Here is a 12,582-nt window from a genome sequence, read left to right as displayed (position 1 = left end):
GGGCTGCGGGCCGGCGGCTGGCGCGCGCTGCTGTGAGGGCTGGGCGCCGCTGCGGTGTGGTGGGCGCGGCCGCCTGGCCGGGGTCGGCCGGGGGCGACCGGGACGCGGTGCGGGTCACACGCGTGGGGCGTTCCGGAGGCCCAGGGGCCAGGCATATCGTCGGCGCCATGTTCGCTGCCTACGCCGCCCGAATCGACCCCGACCAACCCCTCACCGGCCTGGAGCTGGGCGATCGCCCCGCCCCTGACTCCCGCCCGGGCTGGTCGACCGTGAATGTCAAGGCCGCCTCCCTCAACCACCACGACCTCTGGTCCCTGCGCGGAGTCGGCCTCGACGAGGACAAGCTCCCGATGATCCTCGGCTGCGACGCGGCCGGCATCGACGAGGACGGCAACGAAGTCGTCCTGCACTCCGTCATCGGCCAGAGCGGCCACGGCGTCGGCCCGCGCGAGCGGCGCTCCATCCTCACCGAGAAATACCAGGGCACCTTCGCCGAACAGGTCGCCGTGCCCACCTGGAACATCCTCCCCAAGCCCCGGGAGCTGTCGTTCGCCGAGGCCGCCTGCCTCCCCACGGCCTGGCTCACCGCGTACCGCATGCTCTTCACCAACGCCGGTGTACGCCCCGGAGACTCCGTCCTCGTCCAGGGCGCCGGAGGCGGCGTCGCCACCGCCGCGATCGTGCTCGGCAAGGCCGCGGGCCTGAAGGTCTTCGCCACCAGCCGCGACGAGGCCAAGCGCAAGCGGGCCCTCGAACTGGGCGCGGTGGAGGCCCTGCCGTCCGGAGCGCGGCTGCCCCACCGGGTCGACGCCGTCATCGAGACCGTCGGCGCCGCCACGTGGTCCCACTCGATCAAGTCGCTCCGCCCCGGCGGCACACTCGTCATCTCCGGCGCCACCAGCGGTGACCGTCCCTCCCACGCCGAGCTGACCCGCGTCTACTTCCTGGAACTGAAGATCGTCGGCTCCACCATGGGCTCCAAGGACGAACTGGAGGACCTGCTGTCGTTCTGCGCCGCCGCCGGCGTACGACCCGTCATCGACGAAGTGCTCCCCCTGGACCGCGCCCGCGAGGGCTTCGAGCGCCTTGAGGCGGGCGGCCAGTTCGGCAAGATCGTGCTGACGGTCTGACCTGCCTGCCTGTCTGCCCCCATCCCGGCCCTGTCAACCATGGTTGACAGGGCCGGGATGTCAACGTACGTTGACACGCATGACCGAAGCAACGGATCTCGCCGCGCGGGCGGGCGACCGCGATCCACGAGTCGGGCTGCGGGCCGTCACCGCGCTGCGGCGCCTGGTGGAGCAGCTCGAGGCCGTGCAGGTGCGCAGCGCGCGCCAGCAGGGCTGGTCGTGGCAGGAGATCGCCGCGGAACTCGGCGTGAGCAGGCAGGCCGTCCACAAGAAGCACGGGAGGCAGTGATGTTCGAACGGTTCACCAGGGGCGCCCGGGACGTGGTCACGGGCGCCGTCGAGCAGTCCGAACGGGCCGGCGCCGACGCCATCGACGACGGGCACCTCCTGCTCGCGCTCCTCGACCGCGAGGGCACCCGCGCGTCCTTCGCCCTCGCCGCCCTCGGTGCCGACCGCCGCCGTGAGGACATCACGCGGGCGCTGGCCGAGGCCCGGCGCCGGGGCGGGCTCACTCAGGCGGAGACCGAGGCCCTCGCCGGTCTCGGCATCGACGTCGAGCAGATCGTGTCCCGCGTCGAAGAGGCCCATGGTGCCGGGGCGCTGGCGGGCGTGGGCGCCCGGCGTGAACGCAAGGGCATCGGCGCCTGGATCGGGCACCGCGGTTTCACCCGGGACGCCAAGGACATTCTGGAGCGCGCCCTGCGCATCGCCACGGCCCGCCGCGATCGCAGCATCGGCGACGAACACATCCTCCTGGCCCTGACGACCCGCCCCGGCGTGGCCGGGGAGGTCTTGGCGGACCACGGCGTGACCCGGATGACGGTCGAACGCGTCCTGTACCAGCCCTGAGGCCCGGCTCGGCCGATGGTCGGTGGCGCATGCCCGGCGCCCGGGTCGGCCGAACGGCCTGCGGCGACCGGGGCGGGGTGGCGGCGGCGGTGACGCGTGTGTCGCCGCGCCAGGGGCGTCAGGGCTTGGGGGTCTCCTCGGGGGTCGCGGGTGTCTCCGGGGCCTTGGGGGACCGCAGCGTCGCACCGATGTGGGCTGCCGCCTCGGAGAGGTGACGGCGGACGTCGCGGAGCTGGTCCTCGGACACTCCGTGGTCGCGGGCCGCGTCGCGGATGTCGTCGCGGAAGCGGTCCAGGAGCCGGTCCAGGTCGCGCGCGGGCTCGCCGGTGGACTCCTCGTGCGCCCAGTCCGGCACGTACTCCACCGGCACGTCGTCCCGCTCGACCGTGAACAGGGGCCCCGGCCCGAACGCGTCGTCCTTCGACGTCTCGTCCTTCGGCGTCTTCGACGCCTTGTCCGGTGTGCCGAAGCCGAAGTCCACCGCGAAGTCCTTGCCGAACTCCTTACCGAAGTCGCCGAACTCCTTCGCCAGTTCGCTCAGGCCCTCACGGACTCCCGTCGGCCAGTCTCCCCGCGCGAAGTGGTCCTGCACTTGCTCCTGCACCCGCTTGGCCATGCGCTGCAACTCCTCCTGAGCCTGTGCCCGCACCTGCTCCTGCGCGTCCTTCGCCTGCCTGCGCGCCCGCTGTGCCTCCTCGCGGGCCCGGCGGCTCTCGTCCTTGGCCCGCCGCGCCTGCTCCTTCCACTCCTGCCGGGCGCGCCGGAACTCCTCCTTCGCCTGACGCCACGCGTCGCTGTCGGCCCAGGAGCTGTCGAAGAAGTCGGACGGGTTCGGGAAGCTCGTGCCCGCGGCGCCGGACCTGCTGCCGGCGCGCGCTTCCTGCGCGGCCGCCCGCATCTCCCGGCGCAGCTCGCCGGCGGCGCCCTGCACGCCGTCGCGGATCTCGGCGGCGAGCCCCGCCACCGACTCGCGGATCTCCAGCTCCAGGTCGGCCAGCTCGCCGCTGCGGTCGGCCAGTTCGGCGCGGCCGGCGTCGGTGATGGCGTAGACTTTTCGGCCGCCTTCGGTGGTGTGGGTGACCAGGCCCTCCGCCTCCAGCTTGGCCAGGCGCGGATACACGGTGCCGGCCGAGGGGGCGTACAGACCCTGGAAGCGCTCCTCGAGGAGGCGGATCACCTCATAGCCGTGGCGCGGGGCCTCGTCCAGGAGCTTCAGCAGATACAGGCGCAGGCGGCCGTGGGCGAACACGGGAGGCATCTCAGAGCACCTTCTTGTCGGTCGGGCCGTCGGCGGCGTCCGCCTTCGGGGCGTCGGTGGGGGCGTCCGCGTCCGGGGCGCCCGTCGTGGCGACGGCCGGAGGGGTCGGGGTCGGGGGCGGGGAGTCCGCGGGCGGTGCGTCCCGCACGGGCTCGTCCGCCCCGTACAGATCTTCCTCCACCGGGGGCTTGCGCAGGAGCGCGATCGAGCCGGAGACCGTCTTCGCCCGCAGCCGGCCGCCGCCCGAGCCGAGCCTGCCGGTGATCTTCTTCGCGCCCCACTGGCCGCTGACCCGGAGCTCGTCGAATTCGCTGGAGAGCGAGCCGCTCGCGGAATTCGCCGAGACTTCCGCGTGCGTCGGGTGGGGGAGCCGGACGGCGATCTCTCCCGAGACGCTCGTGAGCCCGACATCGGCCGGGCCGACGGCCGGGTCCAGGTCGACGATCATCGAGCCGCTCACCGATTCGGCCCGAACGGAGGACCCGGAGCCCTCGAAGACCGTCAGGTCGCCGGAGACGGAGTCGAACCGCAGGTCACCGGTGACGCCCTGGGCCTCGACGTTGCCCGAGACGGTCTTGGCGCGGACCGGGCCGGTGAGGCCGACGAGTGTCGTGTCTCCCGTGATGCCCCGCACCTCGGCGCGGCCCTCGATCCCGGAGACCACGGCGCCCGCCCCTATGACGCCCACCTCGACGCGGGTCCCGGCGGGCACGGCCAGCGAGACCACCGCTTCGCGGCGGGTGCCCGTGGGGTCGAGCCACTCCAAAAGGCTCCTCCATGGCAGGTCGTCGTACGCGACGGACAAGGTGCCGTCGTGCTGTGTCACGGTGAGCGGAGGGCCCGAAATCTCGGAGACCTCCAGCCTCGCCGAGTCCTCATCTGTGCCCACGACGTTCACCGTGCCGTTCGCCACGCGGACGCGCAGTGTCCTCACGGGCTCGTCGAACGTCAGCTTCCTGGGCTCGGCGACGGACCACTCTGGCATGGTGGCGGACCTCCTTGAGCGGGGTGGACGCGACACGCCATATCGCGTCTGCACTACACACGATATATCGCGGATACGGAAAGTCAAGACCTATCTCTTCTCCGCGTTCGCTCGCGGTCGCCCGGAGTCATCTGGGGTCATCGGCGGCCGACGCGGTCAACGGTCGCCGACGCAGTCACCGGTCGCCGGGTGGGCAACGGTCGTCGGCGTGGGCAACGGCCGCCGTCTCGGTCGCCCGCAGCCGTCCGAGGTCGCTTCTGAGCCAAAGGGCATGAATTGTCCTAGCGTGGGAGCCATGTCATCCGAGCCGTGGCCCTCCTCCCGGCCCTCCGGTCCCGCCGACCCGGCCGGGTCTCCCGTCGGCGCGCTGCTGCTCTGCCGGGCCGGGGCGGACTCCGTCGAGACGGTCGCGCAACTCCTGCGCGAGCGGATGCTGCTCGCGCCCGCCGGCGACGAGTGGAGCGTGCTCGTGCCCGAGGGCAAGCCCTGGCTGCACGGCGGCGAGCCGGTCGACCGTGTGCTCACCGGCTGGGCCACCGCCCTCGCCGTCGGTTCGTCGTGGCCGGTGCTCGCGCTGTGGTGGGACGCCGACCGCTGCGGCTACACGCTCGCGGCGGGCTTCCGGCGGACGGTCGGGTACGTGTGGCTGGCGAACGGGACGCCGGTCGGTGAGGACGAGGCGATGCGGACGTTCGCCGCGCGCCTAGGGCTGGACCCGGTGTTCGATATGCAGGCCCTGGACGCGCTGACCCGGCCGGACCCGGGAGCCGACGCGCGGGCCCGTATGCGGGGGCTCCTCGCGGTCCTGACCCGGGCGGGTGTCGACCTGCCTCCCGGCCTGCGGCCCGGCGAACCGGCCGACCGGCTGCGGGAGGCGGCCCACGTGTGGGACGGCGTGCGCCAGGTCGAGTGGCCCGGCTGGCGGGACGCGGTCCGCGCGGAACTCGAGGCCGTGGAGTACGGCCCCCTGGCCCGGGCCCTGTCCGGCGCTCAGCTCGCGGTCGGCATCCCGCTCCTGCTCTGGTCCCTGCGCCGCCGCGGCCGCGGTTGGGCGGTGGCGGGTGCGGTGCTGGTGGTGCACGGGGCGCTGGGGCTGACGCGTGAGCGGGGCCGCGTGCGGGGCGAGACGTGAGGCAGGCCATGCGCCTGGTCGCGGCCCGGGGTGCGCTCTGGCCTACGTCGAGCAGCCGCTCCGACCTGTCGTCGAGCCGCGCGCTCAGCCCTGCGCCAAACGGCCCCCTGGCCCTGCGCTGAGCCCTGCGTCCGGCTGTGTGCCGAGCCCCTGCGCTCGGTCCTGCGTCAAGCGGTGACCCTGGCCCTGCGTCGAGCTCGGCGTCCGGCTGTGCGCCGGGGCGCGCATCCGGCTCTGCGCCAAGCCGCGGCCCGCTCCTGCGCCAAGCCGCGACTCCGGGCTTGCGCCGAGGTGCGACACTGGCTGACGTCCAGCCGCGCGCCAAGCGGTGCCCCCGGCCGTGCGCCGAGCCGCGACTCCGGCCCGACGCCAAGCCGCGCGCCCAGCGGCGACCCCGGCTCTGCGCCAAGCGGTGGCCCCGGCCCTACGTCGAGCCCCGCCCCGGCCCTACCCCCCAGCCCGCCCCCGGCCGCGCGGAGTAGTCGGCGCCGTCGCACCTGACTGGTTCAGTGAGCCCTCGTCGCGTCCACCACCAGTCCGAGCAGTCGCTTCGCCTGCTCCGGGTCGTCCTGTGGCGCCCCTTTGTGTGTCGTGGACAGGGCGATCCCGACGACCAGTTGGAGCAGGTCGGCGGGGGCGAGGTCGTGGCGGGCTGTGCCGGTGTGCTGGGCGCGGGTGAGCAGCGCGGTCGCCGCGTCGAGGATGCGCTGGTGGCAGTCGGTGCCGAAGGCGCCCGTCGCCTCCAGTTCCAGCATCAGTGCGCCGCCGAGCCCCTGGTTCACGCGCGCGTGGTCGAGGAAGGCGCCCAGCCATTCCGCCAGGCCGTCATCCGGCGCCTCTGCCGACAGCAGCTCCCGCGCGCGGGAGCACAGCGTGTCGATGCGGTCCTCAAGGACGGCCGCGAGCAGTTCGGCGCGGCCGGAGAAGTTCCGGTAGAGCGTGCCGGGACCCACCCCCGCTCGGCGGGCGATCTCGTTCAACGACGCCTCGGGGCCGGCCTCCGCGAAGGCATCCCGGGCGGCGGCGACGATGCGTTCGCGGTTGCGGACGGCGTCGGCCCGCGCGGGGCGGCCGCCGTCCGCCCGCCCACGGGACTGCGGCTGCTGCTGCGGCTGTGGTTCGGTTTGCGGCTGGTTCATCTCGGGGTTCCCTGAGTCCGGGTTCCGCGGGGCCGGGGCGAGGCCGGGTGGATGGGGCTGGCCGAGCGGAGAACTTCTCCGTATCGTACTCCGCAGATATCCGGAGAGGCTCTCCGGTTCACGGTCAGGGGTGTGGAGCATGAGTGAGCTGCAGCGGCAGGCCGGTCTGGGGCGTGCCGGGATCTGGACCTTCGCCTTCGAAGGGCATCCCGCGGGCCGGGTGCGCGAAGCCGCCGCGGAGATCGAGGAGTTGGGGTACGGGGCGATCTGGTACGGAGAGGCGTTCGGGCGGGACACCTTCGGGCAGGCGTGGTTGCTGCTGTCCGCCACGCGGCGCCTCGTCGTCGCGTCCGGCATAGCCAACATCGCCTATCGCGAACCACTCGCCACGGCCAATGCCGAGCGGACCTTGGGAGAGGCGTTCCCCGGGCGCTACGTCCTGGGGCTCGGCGGGCACCGGGTCGACGACACCGTGATGGAGGTGGACGGCTATCCGGTGCCCGCGCGCGGGAAGGCGGTCCCGACCATGCGCGGCTATCTGGACGCCATGGACGCGGCGCCCGCCCACGGTCCCGTGCCGGACCCCGCGCCGCGCCGGGTCCTGGCCGCGCTCGGGCCGAAGATGCTGGGCCTCGCGGGCGAGCGCACCTGGGGCGCTCATCCGTACTTCGTGCCCGTGGAGCACACCGCGCGGGCGCGGGACATTCTGGGTCCCGAAGCGTTCCTCGGCGTCGAGCAGGCCGTCGTGCTCGACCGCGACCGCGCGCGGGCGCGCGAGGTGGCCGTGGAGCATGTCGCCGGGTACGCGCGGGTGCCGCACCAGGCCGCCAGCCTGCGTCGGCTCGGCTTCGGGGAGCAGGACACGGCCGGGACGCCCAGCAGCCGCCTCGTGGACGCGATCGTCGCCTACGGAGACGTCGACGTGCTCCACGCGCGCGTGGCGGAGCACCTCGCGGCCGGAGCGGACCACGTCTGCGTACAGGTGCTGACGGCGGACCCCGGCGAGCTGCCCCTGCGGCAGTGGCGGGAGCTGGCACCCGCCCTGACCGCCTGACCGCCTGACCGGCGCCACGCCTGCCAGAACCGGCGGCGCCGGTCGCCGCAGGGCCCGTGCGGGCCCCACGGCCCCGTGAGGCCCGCCCAGCGCCTACCTCCGCCCTCCCTCCACCCGCATCCCGAACAACTCCGCCCACTCCCCGGCACCGAGGTCCTTGGGCAGGCGCTGGGCGCCGCCCCGCCGCGCCCACTCCTGGATCCGGCGCCGTGGCAGGTCCGGGGCCGCGGCCGCGACGATCTGGGGCAGCCCCCGGCCCCGGCCGGTGAACACCCGGCGGACGAACTCCTGGTACTCCTCCCGCCGCGCGCCCGCCGCCAGCGGCCTCTCCCGGCGGGTGATCGTCAGCAGGCCGCCGTCGACGTTCGGGCGCGGCCGGAACGCCGCAGCGGGGACGCGGCCTTCGAGGCCGAACTCGTACCAGGGCCACCACTGGGCCGTCATCAGCGTCGCCCCGCCGACCCCGGCACGGCGGCGCGCGACCTCCCACTGCACGAGCAGGACGGCGTCGGTCCAGGCCGGGGAGCGCAGGATGCGGCGCAGCATGGGGGTGGTCTCGTGGAAGGGCAGATTGCCGACCAGGACGTGCGGTGCGGCGGGGGCCCGGAACCGCAGGAAGTCGGCGGTGACGATCGTCGTCGAGGGGCTCGCGCGCCGCCGCAGCCGTTCGGCCCGGCGGTGGTCGATCTCGATGCCCGTCAGGGGACGGCCGAGCTTCTCCAGGGGGAGGGTGAGCGCGCCGTCTCCGGTGCCGATCTCGACGATCGGGCCGTCGGTGCGGCCCACGAGGTCGACGAAGGTGCTGACGATGCTGCGGTCGGTGAGGAAGTTCTGGCCGAACTCATGACGGCCATGGGTTTGCGTGCGCACAGGATCTCCGCGGCTTCGAGGTAAGCCGGGCAGCACGAAGTGCCGCTCGGCGCTTACGCGTTGAAGCGGCGGGGCGTTCCCGAATGAAGTGAGGTCGGCCCGCCGCTAGGCGCGGCGGATCCTCGTGACAGCGGCGGCTGCGAAGGCACACATGCGAGGCAGCGTACGCGGCGGCCGGGTCCCCCCGGCAAGTGATTTTTCCGGGGAACCGGAGTTCCCCCTACCGGCATGCCCAGGGGGCTGGTACACCCCTGGGGACACCGACATGCTCCAGGGAAACCGGCATCCCCGGAGAAGCCGATTACTCGTCCTCGTCCTCGTCGTCCAGCCGTGCCAGCCACGTGGCGAGGCGCTCGACCGGGACCTCGAAGTCCGGGTTGAGGTCCACGAAGGTGCGGAGCTGCTCGGCGAGCCACTCGAAGGTGACCTCCTCCTCGCCGCGCCGCTTCTCCAGCTCCTCGATGCCACGGTCGGTGAAGTACAACTCTTGCTCCTGATGCGGGCGGGACCCGGGCCTGCGGCCGGGGTCGGTTTCGTTCCGTCTCATCGTACGGGCGTACGCCGCTCGGGCCGGTGCGGCCCGTACGCCGGTGGGCCCGGCCCCAAGTCCCTTACCAGGACTCGGGGCCGGGCCCACCCGACGTACCGAACTGCGTGAACCGCCGCGGACTAGGCTTCGAAGACCTCGTTCAGCAGCTGCTCCTGCTCCTGCTCGTGGCGCTTCTTGGAGCCGACCGCCGGGGACGAGCCGTGCGGGCGCGAGATGCGCCGCAGCCGCTCGTCGTGCGGGATGTCGGCGCCGACCGCCAGGTCCAGGTGGTCGATCAGGTTGAGGGCGATGAAGGGCCACGCGCCCTGGTTCGCCGGCTCCTCCTGGGCCCACAGGTACTTCTCGGCGTTCGGGAACTTGGCGATCTCCGCCTGGAGCTCGGCACCCGGCAGCGGGTACAGCCGCTCGATGCGGATGATCGCCGTGTCCGTGACCCCGCGCTTCTGCCGCTCGGCCTCCAGCTCGTAGTAGAGCTTGCCGGCGCAGAAGACGACCTTGCGGACCGCGTTCGGGTCCACCGACTCGTCGCCGATGACGGGACGGAAGCCGCCCGTGGTGAACTCCTCCGTCTTGGAGGCGGCGGCCTTCAGGCGCAGCATCCACTTCGGCGTGAAGACCACCAGCGGCTTGTGGTGCGGGTTGTGCACCTGCCACCGCAGGAGGTGGAAGTAGTTCGACGGGAGGGTCGGCATCGCGACCGTCATGTTGTTCTGGGCGCAGAGCTGCAGGAAGCGCTCAGGGCGGGCCGACGAGTGGTCGGGGCCCTGGCCCTCGTAGCCGTGCGGCAGCAGCAGGGTGACGCCGGACGTCTGGCCCCACTTCTGCTCGGCCGACGAGATGAACTCGTCCACGACCGTCTGCGCGCCGTTGACGAAGTCGCCGAACTGCGCCTCCCACATCACGAGGGACTCGGGACGCGCCAGGGAGTAGCCGTACTCGAAGCCCATGGCCGCGTACTCGGAGAGCAGCGAGTCGTAGGCGTTGAAGCGGGCCTGGTCCTCGGAGAGGTACAGCAGCGGCGTGTAGTCGTCGCCCGTGTTGCGGTCGATGAGGACCGCGTGGCGCTGGCCGAACGTGCCGCGGCGGGAGTCCTGGCCCGCCAGGCGCACCGGGGTGCCCTCCAGGAGGAGGGAGCCGATGGCGAGGGTCTCGCCCATGCCCCAGTCGATCGTGCCGTCCTCGACCATGGCCGCGCGGCGCTGCAGCTGCGGCAGCAGCCGCGGGTGCACGGTGACGTGGTCGGGGATGTTGACCTGGGACTCGGCGATCCGCTTGACGACTTCCTGGCTGATCGCCGTGCTGACGGTCACCGGGAACTCGGGCTGCGGCTCGGGAACCTCTGCCGGGGCGGGCTGGGAGGTGGCCTCACGGACCTCCGTGAAGACCTTCTCCAGCTGTCCCTGGTAGTCCTGGAGGGCCTGCTCGGCCTCTTCCAGGGTGATGTCGCCGCGACCGATCAGGGACTCGGTGTAGAGCTTGCGGACCGAGCGCTTCTTGTCGATCAGGTCGTACATCAGCGGCTGCGTGAACGCCGGGTTGTCGGACTCGTTGTGTCCGCGGCGGCGGTAGCAGATCAGGTCGATGACGACGTCCTTGTTGAACGCCTGACGGAACTCGAAGGCGAGCCGCGCGACGCGGACGACGGCCTCCGGGTCGTCGCCGTTCACGTGGAAGATCGGCGCCTCGATCATCCGGGCCACGTCCGTGGAGTACATCGACGAACGCGAGGACTCCGGAGCGGCCGTGAAGCCGACCTGGTTGTTGATGACGATGTGGACCGTGCCGCCCGTGCGGTAGCCGCGCAGCTGCGACATGTTGAGCGTCTCGGCCACCACGCCCTGGCCCGCGAAGGCCGCGTCACCGTGCAGGGCGACCGGCAGGACCGTGAAGTCCGTGCCGCCCTTGTTGATGATGTCCTGCTTGGCGCGGACGACGCCCTCCAGGACCGGGTCCACCGCCTCCAGGTGCGAGGGGTTGGCGGTGAGCGAGACCTTGATCTGCTCGCCGTCCAGGCCGGTGAAGGTGCCGTGGGCGCCCAGGTGGTACTTGACGTCTCCGGAGCCGTGCATCGACTTCGGGTCGAGGTTGCCCTCGAACTCGCGGAAGATCTGCGCGTACGACTTGCCCACGATGTTCGCGAGGACGTTCAGGCGGCCGCGGTGGGCCATGCCGATGACGACCTCGTCCAGGCGGGACTCGGCGGCGCTGTCGATGACCGCGTCCAGGAGCGGGATGACGGACTCGCCGCCCTCCAGGGAGAAGCGCTTCTGGCCGACGTACTTCGTCTGCAGGAAGGTCTCGAACGCCTCGGCGGCGTTCAGCCGGCGCAGGATGCGCAGCTGCTCCTCGCGCTCCGGCTTGGAGGCGTGCTGGCGCTCGATGCGGTCCTGCAGCCACTTGCGCTGCTTCGGGTCCTGGATGTGCATGAACTCGACGCCGGTGGTGCGGCAGTACGAGTCGCGCAGGACGCCGAGGACGTCGCGCAGCTTCATCATCGACTTGCCGGCGAAGCCGCCGACGGCGAACTCGCGCTCCAGGTCCCAGAGCGTCAGGCCGTGCTCGGTGATGTCCAGGTCCGGGTGCTTGCGCTGCTTGTACTCCAGCGGGTCCGTGTCGGCCATGACGTGGCCGCGGACGCGGTAGGAGTGGATCAGCTCGAAGACGCGGGCGGCCTTGGTGACGTCGTCGTCGTGGCTGGCGTCGATGTCCTTGAGCCAGCGGACCGGCTCGTAGGGGATGCGCAGGGCCTCGAAGATCTCGTCGAAGAAGCCGTTCTCCCCGAGGAGGAGGTTCGCGACGATGCGCAGGAACTCGCCGGACGCCGCGCCCTGGATCACGCGGTGGTCGTACGTCGAGGTCAGCGTCATGACCTTGGAGATGCCCAGCTTGTTCAGGGTGTCCTGGGAGGTGCCCTGGAACTCCGCCGGGTAGTCCATCGAGCCGACGCCCATGATGACCGACTGGCCGGGCATCAGGCGCGGCACGGAGTGGACCGTGCCGAGGCCGCCGGGGTTGGTCAGCGAGACCGTGACGCCGGTGAAGTCGTCCATCGTGAGCTTGTTGTCACGGGCACGGCGGACGATGTCCTCGTAGGCCTGCCAGAACTCGAAGAAGTTCAGGGTCTCGGCCTTCTTGATGCCCGCCACCACGAGCTGGCGGTCGCCGTTGGGCTTCACCAGGTCGATGGCCAGGCCGAAGTTGATGTGCTCCGGCTTGACGAGGGTGGGCTTGCCGTCCCGCTCCGCGTAGGAGTGGTTCATCGACGGCATGGCCTTGATGGCCTGCACCATCGCGTACCCGATGAGGTGCGTGAAGGAGATCTTCCCGCCGCGGGCGCGCTTGAGGTGGTTGTTGATGACGATGCGGTTGTCGAACAGCAGCTTCACCGGGACGGCGCGCACGGACGTGGCCGTGGGCAGCTCCAGGGAGGCGTTCATGTTCTTCGCCACGGCCGCGGACGGGCCGCGCAGCGGCACGTACTCGGGACCCGCCGACTCCTTGGCGTCCTTGGACGCCTTGGCGGGCTCCGCCTTCGCGGGCGCGGCTTTGGCGGCTGCGGGCTTCGCGGTGGCGGGCTTGGCGGCGGGGGCCGGAGCCTGCGCGGCGGGCGCGGCG

General features: G+C 72.2%; 11 protein-coding genes. 5 read left to right on the top strand and 6 right to left on the bottom strand.

The window, feature by feature from the left end:
* The first annotated feature begins 167 nt into the window (after window positions 1–167).
* The 3 genes from STRAU_RS13770 to STRAU_RS13760 all read left to right on the top strand — a co-directional run bounded on the left by STRAU_RS13770 (window position 168) and on the right by STRAU_RS13760 (window position 1,979).
* Window positions 168–1,130 (top strand): zinc-binding dehydrogenase, encoded by a 963-nt coding sequence (locus tag STRAU_RS13770; protein WP_016640921.1) that lies wholly within the window; start codon window positions 168–170, stop codon window positions 1,128–1,130.
* A 79-nt stretch (window positions 1,131–1,209) separates the two neighbouring features.
* Window positions 1,210–1,419, top strand: a complete 210-nt coding sequence (locus tag STRAU_RS13765) for a helix-turn-helix domain-containing protein (RefSeq protein ID WP_016640920.1) — start codon at window positions 1,210–1,212, stop codon at window positions 1,417–1,419.
* Window positions 1,419–1,979 carry a Clp protease N-terminal domain-containing protein gene (locus STRAU_RS13760; protein WP_016640919.1) on the top strand — a complete coding sequence of 187 codons (561 nt, stop codon included), beginning with the start codon at window positions 1,419–1,421 and terminating at the stop codon, window positions 1,977–1,979. Before STRAU_RS13765 ends, STRAU_RS13760 begins: the two co-directional genes overlap by 1 nt.
* 118 nt (window positions 1,980–2,097) lie before the next feature.
* On the opposite strand, the gene STRAU_RS13755 is transcribed toward STRAU_RS13760, so the two are convergent.
* Together STRAU_RS13755 and STRAU_RS13750 are read right to left on the bottom strand one after the other, a co-directional pair.
* Window positions 2,098–3,237, bottom strand: coding sequence for a PadR family transcriptional regulator (locus STRAU_RS13755; RefSeq protein WP_037659215.1), 1,140 nt, complete (start codon window positions 3,235–3,237; stop codon window positions 2,098–2,100).
* 1 nt (window position 3,238) lies between these two features.
* On the bottom strand, window positions 3,239–4,222 hold the full coding sequence (locus STRAU_RS13750) for a DUF4097 family beta strand repeat-containing protein (RefSeq protein WP_016640916.1): 984 nt from the start codon (window positions 4,220–4,222) through the stop codon (window positions 3,239–3,241).
* Between the two features lie 295 nt (window positions 4,223–4,517).
* Between STRAU_RS13750 and STRAU_RS13745 the strand changes: the two genes are divergently transcribed.
* Entirely contained in the window at window positions 4,518–5,354 is an 837-nt protein-coding gene (locus STRAU_RS13745) for a hypothetical protein (RefSeq protein WP_016640917.1), read from the top strand.
* Window positions 5,355–5,860: 506 nt separating this feature from the next.
* Here STRAU_RS13745 and STRAU_RS13740 read toward each other — a convergent pair.
* Window positions 5,861–6,493, bottom strand: coding sequence for a TetR/AcrR family transcriptional regulator (locus tag STRAU_RS13740; protein ID WP_016640915.1), 633 nt, complete (start codon window positions 6,491–6,493; stop codon window positions 5,861–5,863).
* A gap of 139 nt (window positions 6,494–6,632) precedes the next feature.
* On the opposite strand from STRAU_RS13740, the gene STRAU_RS13735 reads away from it, so the two are divergent.
* Window positions 6,633–7,547 (top strand): TIGR03620 family F420-dependent LLM class oxidoreductase, encoded by a 915-nt coding sequence (locus STRAU_RS13735; protein ID WP_037659212.1) that lies wholly within the window; start codon window positions 6,633–6,635, stop codon window positions 7,545–7,547.
* 93 nt (window positions 7,548–7,640) lie between these two features.
* Here STRAU_RS13735 and erm read toward each other — a convergent pair whose 3' ends face one another.
* The 3 genes from erm to STRAU_RS13720 form a co-directional block, all read right to left on the bottom strand.
* Window positions 7,641–8,417, bottom strand: coding sequence for a 23S ribosomal RNA methyltransferase Erm (gene erm / locus STRAU_RS13730; protein WP_016640912.1), 777 nt, complete (start codon window positions 8,415–8,417; stop codon window positions 7,641–7,643).
* A 301-nt stretch (window positions 8,418–8,718) separates the two neighbouring features.
* The gene (locus tag STRAU_RS13725; protein WP_003961784.1) at window positions 8,719–8,901 is read right to left on the bottom strand and encodes a DUF6104 family protein; all 183 of its coding nucleotides are present in this window, start codon (window positions 8,899–8,901) and stop codon (window positions 8,719–8,721) included.
* A 185-nt stretch (window positions 8,902–9,086) separates the two neighbouring features.
* A partial coding sequence (locus tag STRAU_RS13720) for a multifunctional oxoglutarate decarboxylase/oxoglutarate dehydrogenase thiamine pyrophosphate-binding subunit/dihydrolipoyllysine-residue succinyltransferase subunit (RefSeq protein ID WP_037659211.1) occupies window positions 9,087–12,582 on the bottom strand: 3,496 nt, incomplete at its 5' end.

Source organism: Streptomyces aurantiacus JA 4570, from assembly GCF_000414115.1.
In the GTDB taxonomy this organism is placed as follows: domain Bacteria; phylum Actinomycetota; class Actinomycetes; order Streptomycetales; family Streptomycetaceae; genus Streptomyces; species Streptomyces aurantiacus_A.
This window is presented reverse-complemented; position numbering and strand designations above follow the sequence as displayed.

What these genes read in the sequence shown, in the direction of transcription:
- STRAU_RS13760 (WP_016640919.1), top strand. Translation starts at nt 1,419, where the DNA reads ATGTTCGAACGGTTCACCAGGGGCGCCCGGGACGTGGTCACGGGCGCC.
- STRAU_RS13745 (WP_016640917.1), top strand. Translation starts at nt 4,518, where the DNA reads ATGTCATCCGAGCCGTGGCCCTCCTCCCGGCCCTCCGGTCCCGCCGAC.
- STRAU_RS13755 (WP_037659215.1), bottom strand. Translation starts at nt 3,237, where the DNA reads ATGCCTCCCGTGTTCGCCCACGGCCGCCTGCGCCTGTATCTGCTGAAG.
- STRAU_RS13765 (WP_016640920.1), top strand. Translation starts at nt 1,210, where the DNA reads ATGACCGAAGCAACGGATCTCGCCGCGCGGGCGGGCGACCGCGATCCA.
- STRAU_RS13740 (WP_016640915.1), bottom strand. Translation starts at nt 6,493, where the DNA reads ATGAACCAGCCGCAAACCGAACCACAGCCGCAGCAGCAGCCGCAGTCC.
- STRAU_RS13770 (WP_016640921.1), top strand. Translation starts at nt 168, where the DNA reads ATGTTCGCTGCCTACGCCGCCCGAATCGACCCCGACCAACCCCTCACC.
- STRAU_RS13735 (WP_037659212.1), top strand. Translation starts at nt 6,633, where the DNA reads ATGAGTGAGCTGCAGCGGCAGGCCGGTCTGGGGCGTGCCGGGATCTGG.
- STRAU_RS13750 (WP_016640916.1), bottom strand. Translation starts at nt 4,222, where the DNA reads ATGCCAGAGTGGTCCGTCGCCGAGCCCAGGAAGCTGACGTTCGACGAG.